The sequence below is a fragment of the Cupriavidus sp. BIS7 genome, from assembly GCF_000292345.1.
Taxonomy (GTDB): Bacteria; Pseudomonadota; Gammaproteobacteria; order Burkholderiales; family Burkholderiaceae; genus Cupriavidus.
Window position 1 is genome coordinate 56,718 of record NZ_ALOU01000048.1, and the last position, 21,241, is coordinate 77,958.

15 protein-coding genes are annotated in these 21,241 nt (G+C 66.7%); 5 read left to right on the plus strand and 10 right to left on the minus strand.

Features of this window, described 5'->3' with window-relative positions; genetic code table 11:
• Positions 1-65: 65 nt before the first annotated feature.
• The 5 genes from rodA to B552_RS0117490 all read right to left on the minus strand — a co-directional run bounded on the left by rodA (position 66) and on the right by B552_RS0117490 (position 6,370).
• Positions 66-1,208: a rod shape-determining protein RodA gene (gene rodA, locus B552_RS0117470; protein ID WP_019450341.1), complete on the minus strand. Its 1,143-nt coding sequence runs from the start codon at positions 1,206-1,208 to the stop codon at positions 66-68.
• A 10-nt stretch (positions 1,209-1,218) separates the two neighbouring features.
• Complete coding sequence (mrdA, locus tag B552_RS0117475; RefSeq protein ID WP_019450342.1) at positions 1,219-3,609, minus strand: penicillin-binding protein 2; 2,391 nt, start codon at positions 3,607-3,609, stop codon at positions 1,219-1,221.
• A gap of 43 nt (positions 3,610-3,652) precedes the next feature.
• A complete protein-coding gene (gene mreD / locus B552_RS0117480) occupies positions 3,653-4,165 on the minus strand; it encodes a rod shape-determining protein MreD (protein ID WP_019450343.1) in 513 nt (170 codons plus the stop codon).
• On the minus strand, positions 4,162-5,184 hold the full coding sequence (mreC, locus tag B552_RS0117485; RefSeq protein ID WP_019450344.1) for a rod shape-determining protein MreC: 1,023 nt from the start codon (positions 5,182-5,184) through the stop codon (positions 4,162-4,164). The genes mreD and mreC overlap by 4 nt, the downstream gene beginning before the upstream one ends.
• Before the next feature lie 142 nt (positions 5,185-5,326).
• Complete coding sequence (locus B552_RS0117490) at positions 5,327-6,370, minus strand: rod shape-determining protein (RefSeq protein ID WP_019450345.1); 1,044 nt, start codon at positions 6,368-6,370, stop codon at positions 5,327-5,329.
• 958 nt (positions 6,371-7,328) lie between these two features.
• On the opposite strand from B552_RS0117490, the gene gatC reads away from it, so the two are divergent.
• The 5 genes from gatC (at position 7,329) to gatB (ending at position 12,339) form a co-directional block, all read left to right on the plus strand.
• Positions 7,329-7,628, plus strand: coding sequence for an Asp-tRNA(Asn)/Glu-tRNA(Gln) amidotransferase subunit GatC (gene gatC, locus B552_RS0117495; protein ID WP_019450346.1), 300 nt, complete (start codon positions 7,329-7,331; stop codon positions 7,626-7,628).
• Positions 7,629-7,679: 51 nt separating this feature from the next.
• A complete protein-coding gene (gene gatA / locus B552_RS0117500; protein ID WP_019450347.1) occupies positions 7,680-9,179 on the plus strand; it encodes an Asp-tRNA(Asn)/Glu-tRNA(Gln) amidotransferase subunit GatA in 1,500 nt (499 codons plus the stop codon).
• 7 nt (positions 9,180-9,186) lie between these two features.
• Positions 9,187-9,666, plus strand: coding sequence for a hypothetical protein (locus B552_RS0117505; RefSeq protein ID WP_019450348.1), 480 nt, complete (start codon positions 9,187-9,189; stop codon positions 9,664-9,666).
• Positions 9,667-9,791: 125 nt separating this feature from the next.
• Complete coding sequence (locus B552_RS0117510; RefSeq protein ID WP_051003585.1) at positions 9,792-10,817, plus strand: dienelactone hydrolase family protein; 1,026 nt, start codon at positions 9,792-9,794, stop codon at positions 10,815-10,817.
• 67 nt (positions 10,818-10,884) lie between these two features.
• Entirely contained in the window at positions 10,885-12,339 is a 1,455-nt protein-coding gene (gene gatB / locus B552_RS0117515; protein WP_019450350.1) for an Asp-tRNA(Asn)/Glu-tRNA(Gln) amidotransferase subunit GatB, read from the plus strand.
• A 191-nt stretch (positions 12,340-12,530) separates the two neighbouring features.
• On the opposite strand, the gene B552_RS0117520 is transcribed toward gatB, so the two are convergent.
• The 5 genes from B552_RS0117520 to kdpE all read right to left on the minus strand — a co-directional run bounded on the left by B552_RS0117520 (position 12,531) and on the right by kdpE (position 21,241).
• On the minus strand, positions 12,531-13,445 hold the full coding sequence (locus tag B552_RS0117520) for a transglutaminase family protein (RefSeq protein ID WP_026035771.1): 915 nt from the start codon (positions 13,443-13,445) through the stop codon (positions 12,531-12,533).
• A gap of 32 nt (positions 13,446-13,477) precedes the next feature.
• Entirely contained in the window at positions 13,478-16,120 is a 2,643-nt protein-coding gene (locus B552_RS0117525) for a circularly permuted type 2 ATP-grasp protein (protein ID WP_019450352.1), read from the minus strand.
• A 26-nt stretch (positions 16,121-16,146) separates the two neighbouring features.
• Complete coding sequence (locus B552_RS0117530; RefSeq protein ID WP_019450353.1) at positions 16,147-19,584, minus strand: transglutaminase family protein; 3,438 nt, start codon at positions 19,582-19,584, stop codon at positions 16,147-16,149.
• Between the two features lie 94 nt (positions 19,585-19,678).
• Entirely contained in the window at positions 19,679-20,380 is a 702-nt protein-coding gene (locus B552_RS0117535) for a tetratricopeptide repeat protein (protein ID WP_019450354.1), read from the minus strand.
• A gap of 165 nt (positions 20,381-20,545) precedes the next feature.
• A complete protein-coding gene (gene kdpE, locus B552_RS0117540) occupies positions 20,546-21,241 on the minus strand; it encodes a two-component system response regulator KdpE (protein WP_019450355.1) in 696 nt (231 codons plus the stop codon).

Genomic DNA, 21,241 nt, shown 5'->3' on the forward strand with positions numbered 1-21,241 from the left:
GAATCAAATTTTTGGGTGGCAGTTTAGCAAAGTGCGCGTTTGGCCTGTTTGGCCTGTTTGGCCCGCTAAGTCTGGATCAACCGCTTCTGCCGGGAGATGCTCATCAGGATGCCGATACCCATCCCCAGCGTGACCAGTGCGGTGCCTCCGTAGCTCATCAGCGGCAGCGGCACGCCAACCACCGGCAGGATGCCGCTCACCATGCCCATGTTCACGAAGGCGTAGGTGAAGAAGATCAGCGTGATCGACCCGGCCAGCAGGCGCGAGAACAATGTCGACGCATTCGCGGCAATATAAAGGCCGCGGAAGATCAGCAGCAGGTACAGCACCAGCAGCACCGAGTTGCCGATCAGGCCGAACTCCTCGGAGAACACCGCGAAGATGAAGTCGGTGTGTTTTTCAGGGATGAACTCGAGGTGCGTCTGCGTGCCCTTGAGCCAGCCCTTGCCGGTCACCCCGCCCGAGCCGATCGCGATGATCGACTGGATCGTGTGGAAGCCCTTGCCAAGCGGGTCGGTGGTGGGGTCGAGCAGCGTGCAGATCCGGTGTTGCTGGTAGTCATGCAGGACCGGCCAGGTCACGCCCGGCGCGCAGATCTGGTTCTGGTAGGTAACGATAAGCGTGATCACCACAACGCCCGCACCGAGAATCGGCAGGATGATCTTCCACGTCAGGCCCGCGAAGTAGATCACGTAGATGCCCGCGGCCAGCACCAGCAGTGCGGTGCCCAGGTCCGGCTGCTTGGCGATCAGGCCAACCGGGATGCCGAGCAGGATCAGCGCAACGACGAAGTCGAACCACTTGATCACGCCCTCCCGCTTCTGGAAGTACCAGGCAAGCATCAGCGGCATCGCGATCTTCATGATCTCGGATGGCTGGATCACCATGCCCACGTTTAGCCAGCGCCGCGCGCCCTTGCGGATCAGGCCGAACATCGCCACCGCAACCAGCAGCGCCACCCCCACGGTGTAGAGCGGCACGGCAATCCGCATCAGTAGCTGGGTCGGCATGTAGGCGATCACCAGCATCACCACGTACGACAGCAGGATATTGCGAAGCTGATCCTCTACCCGGCCCGGCATGTCGATCGCCGCCGAGTACAGCGCGATGATGCCGGTGGCGAACAACAGGAAGACGATCAGGGCCAGCGGCTTGTCAAAGCCCGTCAGGGCAGCCTTGATGATCGATACGACGCGGCGTCGGTCCATGCGCGTCTCCTTACTCTGAAACGTTGTTGCGGGCCGGGCCCGTGTCCGCCACATTGACGTGCTTGGCCGGCTGGGTCTTCGGCTTGGCCGGCGCGGGCGCCGAAGCCGGCGTTGCGCGAGCCGGTGTAGCCGGCGGCGCCGACCCGGGCTTGCTGTGGCCAAGCGCCTGCAGCATGCGCGCATCGAGCGTCACTTCGGCGGAGGCCGGTGCGATGGCTGCGGGATCAAGCTTCGTGGCGATCGAATCCGATGCCGAGCGTGCGGCCGGCACCGATGCCACCACGGCGCTCGCGCCCGGCGCGCTGGCGGCGGCCACGGCGCTGGAGGCAGCCACTGCGCCCGAGGCAGCCACCACGCTGGCGGCACCGGCCGGGGCCGTCTGCATTACCGTGGCGCTGGCCGCGTTGGCGGTCAGGCCCGTGGTGAACACGCTCGGGGTGTCCACGGGCGGCTTGCCTCCGGCGCGCTCGCGCTCGGCGGCGGGCGGTGCCGTGTCGGCCAGTTCCTCGGGCCACTTGCCCAGCAGGTAATAGTCCATCACCTTGCGCGCGATCGGTGCGGCCACCGCGGCGCCGAAGCCTGCGTTCTCGACGATCAGCGCCAGCGCGATCTTCGGATGGTCGGCCGGCGCGAACGCAGTGTAGAGCGAGTGGTCGCGCTTGCGTTCGTCCAGCGCCTGATGGTTGTACTTCTCGTTCTTGCCCAACGTGTACGTCTGTGCCGTGCCGGTCTTGCCCGCCGATTCATAGCCAGCGCCGGCGAACGCACGGGCGGCGGTGCCGTTGTGCGTCACGGCCACCATCGCGCGCTTGATGACGTCGATATCGGCCTGCTTGAGCGGAATGCGGTAGCTCTCCTTGGGAACGGTCAACTCCCGCTTGCGCGAGACCGAATCCTCGACCGCCTTGACCAGGTGAGGCTTCATCGCCACGCCGTTGTTGACCAGGATCGACACCGCGTTGGCAAGCTGCAGGATCGTGAAGCTGTTGTAGCCCTGCCCGATGCCAAGCGAGATGGTTTCGCCGTCATACCACTTCTGCTGCTCGGGCTTGCGGTACGCCTTTCGCTTCCACTCCATGGACGGCAGGATGCCACGGCTCTCGCCCTCGATATCGATGCCGGTGATCTGGCCGAAGCCGAGCGGCTTCATGAAATCGTGGATCGCGTTGACGCCCATGTCGCGCGCCAGCATGTAGTAATAGGTATCGCACGACTGCACGATCGACGCCTGCATGTCCACCCAGCCGTGGCCGCCTGGCTTGTCGTCGCGGAACGTGTGGTTGCCCAGCGTGAACGAGCCCGGGTCGTGCATGCCCCACGCGGCGGTGCGCTTGCCGGTGGTCAGCGCGGCCAGCGCCATGAACGGCTTGTAGGTCGAGCCGGGCGGGTACGTGCCGCGCAGCGGGCGGTTCAGCAGCGGCTTGTCCAGGGAGCTGTTCAGTTCGTCCCAGGTCTTGGAGTCGATGCCTTCGACAAACAGGTTCGGGTCGAAGGTCGGCTTCGAGACGAAGGCCAGGATATCGCCGGTTTCGGGCTCGATCGCCACCAGTGCGCCACGGCGGTCGCCGAATAGCTGTTCGGCAAGCTGCTGCAGGCGGATGTCGAGCGACAGGATCAGGTTGTTGCCAGGCGTGGCCGGCGACGTCGAGAGCGTACGGATTGGCCGACCACCCGCGCTGACCTCGACTTCCTCGAAGCCGGTCAGGCCGTGCAGTTCGGTTTCGTAGCTCTGCTCCAGGCCGATCTTGCCGATGTAGTTGGTGCCCTTGTAGTTGTCGGCGTCCTTGCGCGGATCGTACTTGGACGCATCGGCATCGTTGGCCTCGTCCATCTCATCGATCCGCTCCTGGTCGCGCTGCGAAATGCGCCCCAGGTAGCCGATCACGTGGCTGGCCGACTCGCCCAGCGGGTACTGGCGGAACAGGCGCGCGCGCACATCGACGCCCGGAAAGCGGAAGCGCTGCGCCGAGAACTTGGCCACTTCCTCGTCGGTGAGCTGGCTGCGGATCGGCAGGCTTTCAAAGCTGCGCGACTCTTCCATCAGCCGCTTGAAGCGGCGGCGGTCGCGCGGCTGGATATCGACGAGCTTCGCGAGTTCCTCGATCGTGTTGTCCAGCGTGTCGGTCAGCTTCGACGGCGTGATTTCCAGCGTGTACGCGGAATAGTTGCGCGCCAGCACCACCCCGTTGCGGTCCATGATGATGCCGCGGTTCGGCTCGATCGGCGCCACGGAGATGCGGTTGTCCTCGGCCTTGGCCGAGTACTGGTCGTGCTTGTACCACTGCAGCCACAGGAAGCGGGAAAGCAGCAGGCCGAAGCAGATGACCGTGAACAGGGCGGCGGCCGCCACGCGGATGCGGAAGCGGCCGATTTCCAGTTCGACGTTGCGGATTTCGGTCATGGTGGTACTGCGGGCGGCGTGGTGAGCGCGTCAGGGATTGGGACTAGATCGGACGCGTCTCGTCGACGTCGTTCGATCGGCGTTGCGGCGCCAGCAGCAGGCTGGTGGCCATCGGCCACAGCACCGCTTCGATCACCGGGGCCAGCAGCAACTGCCAGCCTGGCAGCGGCGCGCCCATGGCCAGGCGGATCGCCACCGGCACCGCGTGCGCGATGAACAGCAGCGGCAGCACGTGCAGCGCCTGCGTATAGACCGAGAACCACAGCACACGGCGGTGGATCGTGATCGCGAAGTAGGCCAGCAGCGTGTAGGCCAGTGCGTGCTCGCCGAGCAGCCGCGCATCGTGCACGTCCATCAGCAGGCCCAGCAGGAATGCCACGCCCATGCCGACCTTGCGCGGCTGGTGGATGTTCCAGAACACCAGCACCAGCGCCACCACGTCCGGAATCCAGAGCGTCTCGCCCCAGGGCATCAGGTTGACCAGGAACGCCAGCACGAAGGTCAGCGCGATAAACGCGGGATTGACCGGGCGCAGCAGGTATTGGGATGTCGTCACCGTGCGGGCTCCGTGGGTGTCTGCGCCGGACTCGCCGTGGCGTTGTCTGCGGGCTTGTCGGCCTTTTCAGCCTTCTCGGCCTTCTCGGCCTTCTCCGCCTTGTCGGCAGCCGCGCGTGCGGCGGCCGATCGGGAGCCCTTCTCCGCCTTCTGCGGCGCGGTGTCGTCCTGCGGACGCGGGCCGATGCCGGATTCGTAACGCACCACCAGCACCTGGCGGTGCGAGCGCACGCCGGCCACCGGTTCGCAATAGACGCGCGAGAAAGCGGTGTCGGCCTTGCGTTCGATCTGCACGATCTTCGCCACGGGCAGGCCCGGTGGATAAGTGCCATCGAGCCCCGACGTCACCAGCAGGTCGCCCTGCTGCAGGTCAGCGGACGCGGCCATGAAGCGCAGGTCGAGCTGCCCGGCGCGCGAGCCCCCGAACGCCACGCTGCGCAGGCCGTTGCGTACCACCTGGACCGGGATGGCCTGGTCCTTGTCGGTCAGCAGCGTGACTTCGGCCTGGAACGGCGACACGCGCGTGACCTGCCCGATCACGCCGCGTTCGTCGATCACCGGGTAGCCGGCACGCAGGCCCTGCGTACTGCCACGGTCAATCACGATGCGCTGGCTGTACGGGTCGCGCGCGTCATAGAGAATCTCGGCCGCCGTCACCGGCGTGGCCGACTGCTGCGTCAGGCTCAGCAGCTTGCGGAGCTGGTTGTTTTCGGCTTCGAGCTGGGCCTGGCGCACCGAGGCATTGGCCTGCTCGAGGGAGGCGCGCCGCAGTTCGCGGTTTTCGGTGGCCAGGGCCACCGAGGACTGGGCGTAATCGAAGACACCGCGGATCGCGTCGCGCGGCACCAGCACCAGACGCTCCACCGGCATCAATACGGTGGCCGCCACCTGGCGCACGATGCGCATCGCGTCGTAACGGGCATCGACGAACAGCAGCACCAGAGCGACCGTCACGAAGAAGATCAGGCGCGCGACGGCAGATGTGCCTTGCTTGAAGAGCGGCGGTGGAGAGTAATCCATTTAACCGTGCGCAGGCGATACCAATCCGCCAGCGTGCCAGCCCGCCCCTTGCGGGACGTGGCTGGCCGGGCTGGCGGGGAAGACGTTCAAGATATGGGAGAACACGGCGACGCGGATCACCACGTTGCCGTGTCCGGCCGTCTTACTCGTACGAGAAGATGCTGCCGAGCTTGTCCATGCGCTCCAGCGCCATGCCCGAGCCGCGCACCACGCAGGTCAGCGGATCTTCGGCCACCAGCACCGGCAGGCCGGTTTCCTCGGCCAGCAGACGGTCCAGGTCGCGCAGCAGCGCGCCGCCGCCGGTCAGCATCATGCCGCGCTCGGCGATGTCGGCGCCCAGTTCCGGCGGGGTCTGTTCCAGCGCGATCTTCACGGCGGACACGATCTGGTTCAGCGGATCGGTCAGCGCTTCGAGGATTTCGTTCGACGACACCGTGAACGCACGCGGAATGCCTTCGGACAGGTTGCGGCCCTTGACTTCCATTTCGCGGACTTCGGAGCCCGGGAAGGCCGAGCCGATTTCCTTCTTGATCGCTTCGGCGGTCTGTTCGCCGATCAGCATGCCGTAGTTGCGGCGGATGTAGTTGACGATGGCTTCGTCGAACTTGTCGCCGCCCACGCGCACCGAACCCTTGTAGACCATGCCGCCCAGCGAGATGATGCCCACCTCGGTGGTACCGCCGCCGATATCCACGACCATCGAGCCCGACGGCTCCGACACGGGCAGGCCCGCGCCGATCGCGGCCGACATCGGCTCCTCGATCAGGTACACCTGGCTGGCGCCGGCGCCCAGCGCCGATTCACGGATGGCGCGGCGTTCCACCTGGGTGGAACCGCACGGCACGCAGATGATGATGCGCGGGCTCGGACGCAGCAGCTTGGTGTCGTGCACCATCTTGATGAACTGCTTGAGCATCTGCTCGGTCACGGTGAAGTCGGCAATCACGCCGTCCTTCATCGGGCGGATGGCCTCGATGTTGCCCGGCACCTTGCCCAGCATCTGCTTGGCTTCCTTGCCTACAGCGGTGATCGTCTTCTTGGCGTTGGGGCCGCCTTCCTGACGGATGGCCACGACCGACGGCTCGTCCAGGACGATGCCCTTGTCGCGCATGTAGATCAGGGTGTTGGCGGTGCCCAGGTCGATGGCCAGGTCGTTGGAGAAATAGCTGCGGAGAAATCCGAACATCAGGAATCCTGTCTTCTGTTGGTTCGCGAGTATGCGAAGCGGCCGGCGCCGCGTGCGGCCCGGCCACGAATACGTTTTCACGGGTGATGGTTCATGGTCCCCGGTGCGAGCGGCCCGCGCCGGTCATGCCAGCGCGCCCCGATGCCCCCGACACGCCAATCCGGCAGCCAGCGGCATCCGCAACCGGCGTGACCTGCACACCGGACCTAGAGGCGCTAACAAAACGATTCTGGCGTCACTGCGCGGCCTGCGGCCGCGCCCGGCCAGAACCGCCTGGCTTCGCTTTGTTAGCGCCCCTTACGGGAACCTTTGATTAGACTCTGCGCGAAAGTTCGCCGCCTGATGCGCCGGACAGGCAAATTCGCCTGACGTGTGGCAGTAGCCTAATCGGAGGAACCTGATTGTTACGACTGAAAATGCAATGAAAACTGCCCGCTGATCGCTGCCCCGCCACTGCGCCGCCACGTGTCCAATGTGCACTTGGCGTTTGCGTGGCATCGACCGGCGGCAGCCTTGCGGGGATGGTTTGCGCCGATTTGCGCCGACCGCGAGTTTGCCCCACAACTGTTGCAAGCCCGCGACGCCCGCAGCCCCGGCATCGGCCGCCCGGAACCCGCCGGACCTTCCGGAGGCCCGCGAAGACCGCGCCGACAGTGCCGACGGCATCACCGCCCGAGAGCCCCTTCCGCCCCGAAGTGAACAGAGCGTTGCGGGAAATCTGCAACGCGTAATGATACCTTATAATTCCCGCTGTTTCGGGGCGTTTGGCCCCGGAAAAACTGTAACTTCGACGATCCTGGGGCGCCCCCCGGGCGCACCTGTCCGGCACCCCCTGGCCACCGCGCCGCCGTGCCGCCCGAGGCGCCCTTCCGGCACTCCGGCGGCCGCCTTCCCGACACCCGGCCTCAACACTTCCGGCCCTACCGGACCGAACCCGGCGCACACGCCGCATCACGCCATGGCTCTCGAACTCTCCGACGTCAAGCGCATCGCCCATCTGGCCCGCATCGAAACCAGCGATGCCGAGGCCGAGCAGACGCTTGTGCAACTGAACAATTTCTTCTCGCTCGTGGAGCAGATGCAGGCGGTAGACACCACCGGCATCGAGCCGCTGGCCCACCCGCTGTCCGCCGTGCGCGAGATCGCCCAGCGGCTGCGCGACGACGCCGTCACGGAGTCCGACCGCCGCGCCGACTACCAGCGCCCCGCGCCGGCCACCGAGAACGGCCTCTACCTGGTGCCGAAGGTCATCGAGTGACAACGCGGTCCCGATACCACGTTGCCCACCACCCCAGACGCCATCACCGACATGCCCTTTTCCGCTGATTCCGTGACTTCCCTGCGCCAGATCGCCGATGCCCTGGCAGCGCGCACCGTTTCCGCCGAGGAACTCGCGCGCGAGTACCTGTCCCGCATCGAGGCCAGTAAATCCCTCAATGCGTTCGTGGATGTCAATCCCGAACTGACGCTGGCCCAGGCCCGCGCCGCCGACGAGCGCCGCGCCCAGGGCCAGGTCACGCCGCTGACCGGCGTGCCCATCGCCCACAAGGACGTCTTCGTGACGCGCGGCTGGAAGTCCACCGCCGGCTCGAAGATGCTGGACGGCTACCAGAGCCCGTTCGACGCCACCGTGGTCGAACGCCTGGCCGCCGCCGGCATGGTCACGCTGGGCAAGACCAACATGGACGAATTCGCGATGGGTTCGTCGAACGAGAACTCGTTCTTCGGCGCCGTGCGCAACCCGTGGGACACCAGCCGGGTGCCGGGTGGCTCGTCGGGCGGTTCCGCCGCCGCCGTGGCCGCCGGCCTGGCGCCCGCCGCCACCGGCACCGATACGGGCGGATCGATCCGCCAGCCGGCCTCGTTCTCGGGCATCACCGGCATCAAGCCGACCTATGGCCGCGTGTCGCGGTTCGGCATGATCGCGTTTGCGTCGTCGCTGGACCAGGGTGGCCCGATGGCCCATTCGGCCGAGGACTGCGCGATGCTGCTCAATGCGATGGTGGGCTTCGACCCGAAGGACTCGACCAGCCTGACCCCGGAACTGGGCGGCGTCACCGAGGATTTCACGCGCCTGCTGGGCCAGCCGCGCGCCGGCGCCAGCGCCAGCCAGCCGCTGGCAGGCCTGCGCATCGGCCTGCCGCGCGAATACTTCGGCAAGGGGCTGTCGGCGGACGTCGAGCAGGCCGTGCGCGCCGCGCTGGCCGAGTATGAAAAGCTGGGCGCCACGCTCGTCGACGTGACGCTGCCGAAGACCGAACTGTCGATCCCCGTCTACTACGTGATCGCGCCAGCCGAGGCGTCGTCGAACCTGTCGCGCTTCGATGGTGTGCGCTACGGCCATCGCGCCGCCGAATACCGCGACCTGCTCGACATGTACAAGAAAAGCCGCGCCGAAGGCTTTGGCCGCGAGGTCAAGCGCCGCATCATGGTGGGCACGTACGTGCTGTCGCACGGTTACTACGATGCGTACTATCTGCAGGCGCAGAAGATCCGCCGCATCATCGCCGACGACTTCCAGCGCGCGTTCGGCCAGTGCGACGTGATCATGGGCCCGGTGGCCCCGAGCGTGGCCTGGAAGCTTGGCGAGAAGACCGCAGACCCGGTGCAGATGTACCTGGCCGACATCTTCACGCTGTCGACCAGCCTGGCCGGCCTGCCCGGCATGAGCGTGCCGGCCGGCTTTGGCGAAGGCAACATGCCCGTGGGCATGCAGATCATCGGCAACTACTTTGACGAAGCGCGCCTGCTGCAGGTGGCCCATGCGTTCCAGCAGGCCACCGACTGGCATCTGCGCCGCCCCGCCTGAGCACGTCATGCAAGCGCGCCCCCTGCCCTTCGTCAACGCACGTCTCGCCGCGGCCCTGGCCCTGGCGGCGACGCTGGCCGGCTGCATTCCGATTCCGACGCCGTTTGGCGGGCACCCGACGCCGATTGCCGCGCGCGATATCGACATCGTCGGTGACTGCCGCCGGACCGAGGAAGACGGTTTCCGCGAGGACGCGCAATTGCGCGTGTCCACCAACACCGTGCAGCAACTCCAGTGGAAGCTCTGGGTGGGCCGGCGCGGGTCGTGCAGCTTCAACCTGGCCGATTTCCACCAGGTCCGCAAAACGCCGCAGATCGAACTGCGCGCCAACGACGGCAGCGCGTGCGAGCTGATGGTCTGGCAGGATCCACGCCGCGTCACGCTGGCCCATGCCAACTGCCAGGCGCACTGCACGCCGGGCATCTATGAGCAGGCGTGGCCCGTGATGTTCGAACCAGGCACGGGCGGCTGCGCCCAGACGCGCTGAGCGTTATCGCCCATACAGCGATCATGGCACGCCACCCGCACCCCACCACGCCAGCAGCCACGCCGATGGTTCCGACCACGGCGGGCCGCTGGCTGCGTGCGGGCGTGGCGGCGGTGGCAATCGGCATGACGCTGTTTTTGCGGGCCGCACCGGCGCATCCCGCCGCGTCACCAGTGTCGCCAGTCTCGCCGGCGTCCGCGTCGGCGGCTGTCGGCAGCGTGGCTGGCGGCTTATCGTCGGCCCAGTCGGTCCAGTCGGCCCCGTTGGCCCCGACGGCACCCGCAGCCACGGCGGAGCCGGTTGCGCAGCGCGTGCGCATCCCCGACGATGCCGGCACACCGGATCTGACGGGGTACTGGTTCACGCCGCGCGAAGCTGGCGCCACGCGTTCGCAGCCGCTGCCGGTGGTGGTCGCGCTGCACGGCTGCAACGGCCTGATCGACACGCGCGTGGCCACCAAACGCGCCGGCACGATCGAGGCAGTCATCGATCCGGCTGGCGCGCTGCAGAACCGCTATCGCGAATACGCGCACTGGCTTGCCGAACGCGGCTACGCGGTGCTGATGCCGGATAGCTACAGCCCGCGCGGCAGGGCCCAGGGCACCTGTAACGAGGCCCTGGACACCCGGGCGATCGACGACAGGACACGCCGCGCCGATGCACTGGCCGCGCTGCGCTGGGTAGCCAGGCAGCCCGGCATCGACACGCGCCGTATCGTGCTGCTGGGCTGGTCCAACGGCGCACAGGCCGTGCTGGCGACAATCGACGCAAGCCGCCCCTGGCCCGGCGGCACGCCCACGGTGGACCGCGCGGTAGCGTTCTACCCGGGCTGCAAGCGCGCGGTGCGGCAGCATGACTTCAAGCTGCGCTCGCCGCTGTTGCTGCTGATTGGCGGCGCCGACGACTGGACGCCCGCCACGCGCTGCGCGATGCTGCAGAACGCGGTACAGGCCCGCCAGCCGAATGCGCGCTTCCGGCTGGAGATCTATCCGGGCGCGTACCACGGCTTCGATGGCACGAGCGAACTGCATATGCGGCGCGATGCCGCCGCGACACGGCGCACGGGCGGCGTCACGGTGGGCGGCGATGCCGTTGCCCGCGTGGCCGCCCTGACACAACTCGATTCATGGCTCGCGAGCCCGGACCCCTGAACCAGCGGCCCCCGGATCGACGAGCACCGAACATAGATACAGAAAGACTCAAACCAGGAATACCGCCATGCAATGGGAAGTGGTGATCGGCCTGGAGACGCATGCACAGCTCTCCACGGCCTCCAAGATTTTCTCCGGCACCTCCACCGCGTTCGGGGCCGAACCCAACACGCAGGCTTCGCCCGTGGACCTGGCGCTGCCGGGTGTGCTGCCCGTGCTGAACCGCGGCGCCGTGGAGCGCGCGATCCAGTTTGGCCTGGCCATCGACGCGAAGATCGCGCCGCGCAGCATCTTCGCGCGCAAGAATTACTTCTACCCTGACCTGCCGAAGGGCTACCAGATCAGCCAGTACGAGATCCCGGTGGTGCAGGGCGGCCAGATCACGGTCCAGGTGGAAGGCAAGCAGGGCGTGTACGAGAAGACCGTCAACCTGACGCGCGCGCACCTGGAGGAAGACGCCGGCAAGTCGCTGCACGAGGACTTCGCGGGCATGACCGGCATCGACCTGAACCGCGCCGGCACGCCGCTGCTGGAAATCGTGACCGAGCCGGACATGCGCAGCGCGGCTGAAGCCGTGGCCTATGCCAAGGCGCTGCACTCGCTGGTGATGTGGCTGGGCATCTGCGACGGCAACATGCAGGAAGGCAGCTTCCGCTGCGACGCCAACGTCTCGGTCCGCCCGGTGGGCCAGGAGAAGTTCGGCACGCGCCGCGAGATCAAGAACCTGAACTCGTTCCGCTTCCTGCAGCAGGCCATCGAGTACGAAGTGCAGTGGCAGATCGCCGAGATCGAGGACGGCCGCGAGATCGTACAGGCCACGGTGCTGTTCGACCCCGACACCGGCGAGACGCGTGCGATGCGCACCAAGGAAGACGCGCACGACTATCGCTACTTCCCCGATCCGGACCTGATGCCGCTGGAGATCGACGCCGCGTGGATCGATCGCGTGAAGAGCGAACTGCCCGAGTTGCCGGCCACGATGCAGGCGCGCTTCGTGTCGCAGTACGGCTTGTCGGCCTACGACGCGAGCACGCTCACCGCGACGAAATCGCTGGCTGCCTACTTCGATGCCGTGGTGGCAGAAGTCGGCACCGCTAACGCCAAGCCGGCCGCGAACTGGGTGATGGGCGAGATCGCCTCGCAACTGAACCGCGAAGGCATCTCGATCGACGAAGCGCCCGTGCGCCCCGCGCAACTGGCCAAACTGCTGGCACGCATCGCCGACGGCACGGTGTCGAACAACACCGCCAAGAAGGACGTGTTCCCTGCGATGTGGGCCGGCGAGTCCGCCGGCGACGCCGACGCGATCATCGCGGCCAAGGGCCTGAAGCAGATGTCCGACACGGGCGAACTCGAGAAAATCATCGACGACGTGCTGGCCGCCAACGCCAAGTCGGTCGAGGAATTCCGCGCCGGCAAGGAGAAGGCATTCAACGCACTGGTCGGCCAGGCGATGAAGGCCACCAAGGGCAAGGCCAACCCGGCACAGGTCAACGAGCTGCTGAAGAAGAAGCTCGGCTGATATCGGTGTTCCGGATGTGAAGAAGCCGGCTACGCTTGATGCGTGGCCGGCTTTTTTTGCGCTTGCCCTCTCCCCCAGCCCCTCTCCCGCGCGCGGGAGAGGGGAGCAAACCAACAGCGTTTGAAAGCCCCCGGGTGTTCTCCCCTCTCCCGCCTGCGGGAGAGGGGTCGGGGGAGAGGGCCGAGCGCTCGCTATGCCGACGCCACCGGCACCACGCTGACCTCCACCTCCACCGTATGCTCGCCCCCGCCCACGATCACGCCGTGCAGCAGCGGCACGTCGCTGTAGTCGCGTGCGATGGCCAGCGTGACGTGGCGCGTGTCGGCCAGCATCGCGTTGGTGGGGTCGAGATCGATCCAGCCGTTCTCGGGGCACCACACCCCTGCCCACGCATGCGATGCATCGGCGCCAAGCAGCCGCGGCTCGCCCGGTGGCGGGTCGGTGCACAGGTAGCCGCTGACATAGCGTGCGGCCAGCCCAATCGAGCGCAGGCAGCCAATCATCACCTGCGCGAAGTCCTGACAAACGCCGCTGCGCAGCGCGAATGCGTCCAGCGCGGGCGTATGCACCTCGGTTGTCTCGCCGTGATACTCGAAGTCGGCGTGGATGCGATGCATCAGGTCGATCGCGCCGGCCGCGACCGTGACGCCGGGGGTGAAGCTTTGCAGTGCGTAGTCGCGCAGGCTGGCATGAAGCGCCACGTTGGGCGATGCGTAGACGAACTCGGTCTCCGGGTGGAAGGGTTCGCCAACGCGAAAGCGCAGCCGTTGCGCGGCTTCCTCCCAGCGCGGGCTGCGTTCGATGTCGAGCGACTGCCAGCGCGGCGCCAGTGTGACGGTGCTGGTCGTGGTCAGCCGCATCGTATCGTGCGGCACGTCGAGCATGAAATGCAGAACGTTGTTGCCGAATGCGTCAGCACGCACGTGCTGGTGGGACGGTGCGGGGTCCACCTCTGTCGCGTACGTGCTGACGGTCTGCCATGGGTACGAGGGCGGCGTGACCACCGCGCGCTGCTGCGCGTGTTCCACCGGCCACGCATAGTGGTAGGTCGTCACGTGATGCACGCTCAGCGTGGCGGGTATCCCGGGCGGGGCGATATCGCTCATGGCAGTCACGTCATCCACGTCATCCACGTCATTCAAGGCAGTTCGGTTTCGATGGCCACGCCCGCATGGCTGAAGTAGCGTCCGCCGATCTCTTCGGACAGCTTTGCCATGCGTGCGCCAAGCTGATCGCACATCGCTTCGAGCGTGCCGTAGCGACCCTGCCGATTGCGCTCGCATAGCAGCATGCGCGACGGCAGCGCACTGCCCGGCGGCAGCATTTCCGCCAGCGGCACGCGGGCCTGGCCCGTGGCGCCGGTCGGTAGTAGCGCGAGCTTTTCGCGCAGGCGATCGAGCACGCCGTAGACGCCACGCGGATTGGTCGGCTCCAGTATCAGCAGATCGACCAGAGCCTGCACATCGGTGCGGCCCGGGAACAGCGAGCGGAACGACAGCGTGCTGTCGAACAGATGCAGCAGCAGGTCGAATCCGCTACGCGAATGCAGTGCGCCGCTGCGCCCGGCGACTTCCAGGAACAGCGCCAGCGTACCGAGCCGCTCGATGTGGCGACCGATGAACACCAGCCGCCACGCTTCGTCACGCGCCATGCGATCGCCCTGTGCACCGCTGATCGCACCCAGCTGCATCGACAGATGTTCGAGCGCGCCCAGCACCTTCGAGCGGTCGTAGGAGCCCTCTCCCGGTGCGCCGCCCGGGCACGCGGCGGCTTGCATTGCGTCATGAAAATCGTTGCGTGCGGCCAGGATCGTGCGCCAGTGATCGTTCGACAGCCGGTTGCGGATCTCGTTGGCCGCACGCGCATGGCTGGCCAGCGTCGGCCCGAGCCCTGACATGGCATGTGGATCGGCCAGTGCGGACACCAGGCTGCGTTCGAACACGCGCAACGATGCCTGCGGCGACGGCGTCTGCGTCGGCACCAGTCCGAACCACTGCGCAAGCTGGCCGATCATGTTCAGCGTGCCGTCGTCGGTTTCGTCGTTCGATTCGATCGAGCCGAGAATCTGTCGGCACAGGCGCACCACGTTCTCCCCGCGCTCGGCGTAACGGCCTGCCCAGAACAGGTTCTCGGCGGCGCGGCTTGACACGGCCAACGCACGCGTCGCGGTCGCGGCCGCCGCCCCCATTCCCGCCAGTCCTGTCCGCACTGTCGTCAGCGGCGCCGCGTGCGTGGGCTGGCTCGACAGCACCCAGGTATCGGCACTGGTCCCGCCAAGCTGCATCGACACGGCTTCCAGGTGCGGCGGCGCCAGCCGCGTGAACCCGCCCGGCATGACCTGCCAGCCGCCATTGCCATCGGCAATCGCGTAGACGCGCAGCATTGCCGCGCGTGAACCGATGCGGCCGCCGCTATTGTTGTCGCCGTCCCCGTCCGGCTCCCAGCACGGCATATGCGAAAGCGGCAGCGGCGCCTGCAGCGTGTAGCGGTCAGGCGATGCCTGAATCCGTTCATGCCAGTCGGCCAGCGTCTGCAACCCCTGCTCCATGCCCAGCGGCGCGTCACCCGGCACGCGCGGATAGGTGGGCATCACGAACGCTTCGTCGAGCAGGCCCATTGCCTCCTGCTGCGCCGCGTCCTCACCGCACCACCAGCTCGACACCGCAGGCAGGATCAGCGTCTCGCACAGCAGCTCCCGCGCCACGCCGGGCAGGAAGCCGTGGATCGCCGGAGATTCCAGGAAGCCCGAGCCCGGCACGTTCGACACCATCACGTTGCCGGCGCGCATCGCCTCCAGCAGGCCCGGCACGCCGATGCTCGAATCGCTACGCAGTTCCAGCGGATCGCAGAACACATCGTCAAGGCGGCGCAGGATCACGTCCACGCGCTCCAGCCCGCCAAACGTCTTCAGGTACACCACGTCGTTGCGCACGGTCAGGTCCTTACCTTCGACCAGCGTGATGCCGAGGTAGCGCGCGAGGAACGTGTGTTCGAAGTAGGTCTCGTTGAACGGCCCCGGCGACAGCAGCACGATCTGCCGCCCCGCCGTCTGCGCGGACCGGTCGCCGCCGGCGTCGCCAGCCAGCGGCACAAGCGCCAGCGTGGAGATCAGTTGTGCGAATGCCTGCGGCAGACGCCGCACGCGCATTTCGCGGAACGCCTCGGCGAACTGGCCCGAGATGATCAGGCGGTTCTCCAGCGCATAGCCCATGCCCGATGGCGTTTCCGTGCGATGCGCAATCACGGTCCAGCCGTTCTCCGTATGCACCAGATCCACCGCCATCGTCTGCAGGAAGCTGCCGCCCGGCGGCTGATACCCCTTGAGTGGCCGCATGTAGCCCGGGTGCCCGTAGACCAGCCCGGGCGGCAGCAAACCGCGCGTGAGCAGCGTCTGCGGGCCGTAGATGTCGGCCATGATCGCGTTGGCCAGCGTCGCGCGCTGCGCCACGCCGGCCTCGATGACGGCCCAGTCTTCCTCCGACACCAGGAACGGAAACACTTCGAGCTGCCAGGCGCGCGCGCCACCGCCCTGATCGGCATAGATGTTGTACGTGACGCCGTTATCGCGAATCTGCCGTGCGACGGCGGCCGCATGGCCATTCAGCGTGCCGGGATGCAGATCGCCGAGTATGGAAAAGAAGCGGGCCCACGGTTCGCGCAGCGTGCCATCGGGCAGGCGAAGCTCGTCGAGGTGGCCGTCCGGCACGGGCAGCGCCAGACGGCCGGCCGTCATGGCTGGCGCATCGGGACCTTCAAGGGGCAGCGACGACTGCGAAGGCAAGGGCTACGATCTCCTTGGTACATCGGTCAGGGCGTATCGCGCAGGTCGAGCGTGAACGGAAACTCGAGGCTGCGCCGCACCGGCGGTGCCACCGATCGGCCCGGCGTATGGCCGATCGTGAAGAAGCGCGCCAGACGCCGGCTTTCCGCTTCGTACGCGTTGACCGGGAATGTCTGGTAACTGCGGCCGCCCGGATGCGACACATGATACTGGCAGCCGCCAACGCTGCGATCCATCCATGCATCCACCACGTCGAACGTCAGCGGCGCGTGAGATGGAATGGTCGGATGCAACGACGACGGCGGTGCCCATGCCCGATACCGCACACCAGCCACGAACTCGCCGGCACGCCCGGTGGGCTGCAGCGGCAGCGCCTGACCGTTGACGGTGATCACATGGCGGTTGTCGTTGAGCCCCAGCACGCACACCTCGATCCGTTCGACCGACGAATCGACGTAGCGCACCGTGGTGCCTGCCGCGCCTTCCTCGCCCATCACGTGCCACGGTTCCAGCGCCGTGCGCAGCGTCAGCGACAGGCCGGCCACGTCGATCTCGCCGACGCGCGGGAAGCGGAATTCGAAGTGCGGCGCGAACCATGACGATTCGAACACGAAGCCGGCCATGCGCATTTCCGTCAGCACGTCGTCGAAATCCATCTGCACGAACGTGCCGAGCATGAAGCGATCATGCAGCGCGGTGCCCCAGCGCGTGAGCTTCGCCGTGTACGGCGTGCGCCAGAAGCGTGCCACCAGCGCACGCAGCAGCAACTGCTGCACCAGACTCATGCGTGCGTGCGGCGGCATCTCGAACGCGCGCAACTCCAGCAGGCCAAGCCGGCCCGCCGGACCGTCCGGCGAGTAAAGCTTGTCGATGCAGAACTCGGAACGGTGCGTGTTGCCGGTGACATCGACCAGCAGGTTGCGCAGCACGCGGTCGATCAGCCACGGCGGCACATAGGCGTTCGGCTTGCCTTCACGCATGACGAGTTGGCGGCGCAGTTCGTCGAACGCGATCTCCAGCTCATAGACCTGGTCGTTACGCGCCTCGTCCACGCGCGGCGCCTGGCTGGTGGGGCCGATGAACAGCCCCGAGAACAGGTACGACAGCGACGGATGGTTGTGCCAGTAGGCGATCAGGCTGGCCAGCAAGTCGGGCCGGCGCAGGAACGGACTGTCCGCAGGTGTGGCGCCGCCCAGCACGAAGTGGTTGCCGCCGCCGGTGCCGGTGTGGCGGCCATCGACCATGAACTTCTCTGCAGACAGATGCGTTTCGTGCGCGGCCAGATAGAGAAACTCGGTATGTTCGACCAGTTCGGCCCAGTGGCTGGCCGGGTGGATGTTGACCTCGATCACTCCCGGATCGGGCGTCACCTGCAGCAGCTTCAGCCGTGCGTCGCGCGGCGGCGGATAGCCTTCGAGCACGATCCTCACGCCAAGCTCCGCAGCCGTCGCCTCAATTTCGCCGAGCAGTGCGAGATAGTCTTCCAGCACCGTCAGCGGCGGCATGAAGACATAGAGAATGCCGCGCCGGTCTTCCATCGACTGCCATTCGACGGCCGGGCCGGCGACACGGCTTGGGTGACGCACCTCGACGCACAGCGCGGTGCGCACCGCGTCCTTTTCCGATTCGCCACGCGCGGGCATCGCTCCCACAGTTGCCCCCAGGCTTGCTTTCGATGACGCACCTGCCCGCCCGTTGCCGCGCGCCTCTGCCCGCAGCGTCGCCATCGCGGCCGGGCTGAACGCCGCTGCTGACGGCTGCGTGCGCAATGGCGGTGTCTCGGGCAGCGGAGCACGTGGTGCGAACGGGTCCTGCTCGAACTGCCACGGGTAGTCGGCCTTCGAGACCCACGGCAGCGATTCGAGCGGCAGCCGGTAGCCCATCGGCGAATCACCGGGCAACAGGTACAGGCGGTCGTCGCGCAGGAACCATTGGCCACTGATCCACTGTGCCGATTCGTCACGCGCCAGCGGCAGCACGTAGCCGGTCACGCTGGACAGCCCGGCGTCGAAGATGCGACGCAGGCGCACGCGTTCCAGTTCGTCGTCGAGCTTCGCGTCATGCGGGTCGACGTTCACTGGCAGCCGCCGCTCGCGCCACAGGTAGTACCAGACGTCCTCGTAGGCCGGCTGGATGCACGCGGTGTCGAGGTTGAGCCGCCGGCTCAGCGCCTCCATGAAGCGCTGTGCATCGGCCGACGTGTAGCGATCGGGACGGCGCTCGTCCGCGAACAGCGTCGCGTCCTGCCAGCAAGGCTCGCCATCGGCACGCCAGCAGATTGACAGCGCCCAGCGCGGCAACTGTTCGCCCGGATACCACTTGCCCTGCCCGAAGTGCAGGAATCCGCCGGCGCCATAGCGCGCGCGCAGCTTCTGCACCAGTTCGGTGGCCAGGCCGCGCTTGGTCGGCCCGAGCGCATCGGTATTCCATTCGGCGCCATCGCGGTCACGCGCGGAAACGAAGGTTGGCTCGCCGCCCATCGTCAGGCGCACGTCCATCTGTTCAAGCTGCCGGTCCACCGCCATGCCTGCCGCATCGATCGCGGTCCATTGCGCTTCGGTATAGGGCTTGGTCACGCGCGGCGATTCATAGATGCGCGTGATCGACATGCGATGCTCGAACTGCACCTCGCAGTCGTCCACCGCGCCGCTCACCGGTGCGGCGCTGCTCGGCTCCGGCGTGCATGCCAGCGGGATATGCCCCTCGCCGGCCAGCAGTCCCGATGTGGGATCGAGCCCGATCCAGCCCGCGCCGGGCAGATAGACCTCGCACCACGCGTGCAGGTCGGTGAAGTCCGCTTCCGCGCCGACCGGGCCATCGACCGCCTTCACATCGGGCGTCAGTTGCAGCAGGTACCCGGACACGAAGCGCGCCGCCAGGCCCAGGTGGCGCAGGACCTGCACCAGCAGCCAGCCCGTGTCGCGGCATGAGCCCGAGGCGTTTTCCAGCGTGGTTTCTGGCGTTTGCACGCCAGGCTCCATGCGGATCAGGTACCGGATGTCCTGCTGCAGGCGCTGGTTCAGATCCACAAGAAAATCGAGCGTCGCGCGCGGCGTGCGGTCGATGCTGGCGACGAATGCGGCCAGGCGCGGCGTTGCCTCGCCCTTTGCCAGGTACGGCGCAAGATCGTGCTCGAGCCCCGACGCATAGCCGAACGGGAACTTCTCGGCCGACGGTTCCAGGAAGAAGTCGAACGGGTTGTAGACGGCCATTTCGGCCACGAGATCGACCGTGACCTTGAACTCGGTCGTCTTTTCCGGAATGACCAGGCGGGCCAGATAGTTCGAGAACGGATCCTGCTGCCAGTTGACGAAGTGCGTCACCGGCTCGATTCGCAGCGAGTACGACAGGATCGGCGTCCGGCAATGCGGTGCCGGGCGCAGCCGCACGACCTGCGGCGAAAGCTGCACCGGCCGGTCATACCGGTAATGCGTGACATGGTTCAGCGCGACATGCGTGGCCACTACGACCTCCCCGGGAAAGCGTATGAAGCGTCAGTGAATCAGGAATCCATCCATCTTGGACATTTGGACTTAGCAAGACTCGTACCGCCTGCCTTCACATCGGGCTCTTGGCCCGGGCGCTGCCCCCCTCCTGCAGGGAACGCAGCTTGGCCAGCGCCCCGGGGTCGCCATGCGCCGCGGCGCGTGCGTACCAGAGCTTGGCCTGTTCGATATCCTTGCCGACCACGCCCGGGTAGCCGCGCTCGTAGTAGCTGGCGACGATGTATTGCGACCCTTCGTCGCCGGCTGCCGCCGCCTTGCTGTACCAGAAGAATGCGCGGCCGTAGTCGAGCGGCACGCCGCGGCCAGTGAAGTAGTTGGTGGCCAGCGCCACCTGCGCCTGCACGTGTCCGCCCTGAGCCGCGCGCTCGTACCAGCGATTGGCCTCTTCCAGCGAGCGCGGCACCAATTCACCGCGCTCATACAGGTCGCCAAATGTGAACTGCGCGTGTGTCATCTGGTTGTCAGCCGCGCGGCGTAGCCAGATCAGCGCCTCCTGCGGCTTCGCGGGCGTGCCTTCGCCGCGCAGCAGCATCATCGCGTAATTGAACTGGGCCAGCCGGTTGCCCTTCTGCGCAGCCTCCGCAAAACCGTGGATTGCCGCATCGAAGTTGCCTGCCTCGTAAGCAGCCACTGCCGCCTGGGTCTGGTTCTGGGCCGGGGGCGCGGGTTCGGTTGCCGCGTGGGCAGTCAGTCCGAAGACCAGCGCCACGGCGATGACGGCCTGGCGGATCGTGGGGGCGGCGATGTGGGGCATAACTGGCTCCGGTCCGGCAAGGCGCGTTCTGGTGGTGTTGATTTAGTGTAGGTGGCGATCCTTCCCAGCGCTTATGCTCACGAAAGATTTAAGTCTTCGTGAGAGATTGGACATTATTCTTCGCAAGAATATTTTGTGATGGTAAGGAAGCGCGGGCCCCCGCAATCACCCCGCGAACCGATACCCCACGCCTACTTCGGTAAGCAAATGCGCCGGTTGCGCAGGGTCGATTTCGAGCTTGTGACGCAGGTGCCCCATATAGACGCGCAGGTAGTGGCTGCTTTCCGAATGCGAAGGCCCCCAGACCTCGCGCAGCAATTCCCGGTGCGTCATCACCTTGCCGCGATGCGCGATCAACACGGCCAGCAGCCGGTACTCGATCGGCGTCAGGTGCACCTGGATATCGCCGCGCATGACCAGCCGGTTGGCCAGGTCCACGCGCACATCGCCAAAAGTGATCTGCGGCGTGCCCTGTGGGTTCGCCTTGGCGTGGCGGCGCAGCAGCACGCGCACGCGTGCAACCAGTTCGCCAACGCCGAACGGCTTGGTCAGGTAATCGTCGGCACCCGCGTCCAGCGCGGCGATCTTGTCGGCCTCGTCGGTGCGAGCCGACAGTACCAGCACCGGCACTTCGGTCCACGTGCGCATTTCGCGGATCAGCGTCATGCCGTCGCCATCGGGCAGGCCCAGGTCCAGGATGACCACGTCCGGCTGGCGCGTACCGGCGTCTATCAGGCCGCGCTTGAGCGTTTCGGCCTCGTGCACGGTGCAGCCCTCGGTCTGCAGCGATTCGCGCACAAAACGGCGGATATGGGGTTCGTCCTCGACCAGAAGCACGGTCGGCGAATAGTCGAATGGCAT

Excerpts from the sequence above, each read along its gene's own strand:
- rodA (WP_019450341.1), bottom strand. The coding sequence starts at position 1,208 with ATGGACCGACGCCGCGTCGTATCGATCATCAAGGCTGCCCTGACGGGC.
- mrdA (WP_019450342.1), bottom strand. The coding sequence starts at position 3,609 with ATGACCGAAATCCGCAACGTCGAACTGGAAATCGGCCGCTTCCGCATC.
- mreC (WP_019450344.1), bottom strand. The coding sequence starts at position 5,184 with ATGGATTACTCTCCACCGCCGCTCTTCAAGCAAGGCACATCTGCCGTC.
- B552_RS0117490 (WP_019450345.1), bottom strand. The coding sequence starts at position 6,370 with ATGTTCGGATTTCTCCGCAGCTATTTCTCCAACGACCTGGCCATCGAC.
- gatC (WP_019450346.1), top strand. The coding sequence starts at position 7,329 with ATGGCTCTCGAACTCTCCGACGTCAAGCGCATCGCCCATCTGGCCCGC.
- gatA (WP_019450347.1), top strand. The coding sequence starts at position 7,680 with ATGCCCTTTTCCGCTGATTCCGTGACTTCCCTGCGCCAGATCGCCGAT.
- B552_RS0117505 (WP_019450348.1), top strand. The coding sequence starts at position 9,187 with ATGCAAGCGCGCCCCCTGCCCTTCGTCAACGCACGTCTCGCCGCGGCC.
- B552_RS0117510 (WP_051003585.1), top strand. The coding sequence starts at position 9,792 with ATGACGCTGTTTTTGCGGGCCGCACCGGCGCATCCCGCCGCGTCACCA.
- gatB (WP_019450350.1), top strand. The coding sequence starts at position 10,885 with ATGCAATGGGAAGTGGTGATCGGCCTGGAGACGCATGCACAGCTCTCC.
- B552_RS0117520 (WP_026035771.1), bottom strand. The coding sequence starts at position 13,445 with ATGAGCGATATCGCCCCGCCCGGGATACCCGCCACGCTGAGCGTGCAT.
- B552_RS0117535 (WP_019450354.1), bottom strand. The coding sequence starts at position 20,380 with ATGCCCCACATCGCCGCCCCCACGATCCGCCAGGCCGTCATCGCCGTG.
- kdpE (WP_019450355.1), bottom strand. The coding sequence starts at position 21,241 with ATGCCATTCGACTATTCGCCGACCGTGCTTCTGGTCGAGGACGAACCC.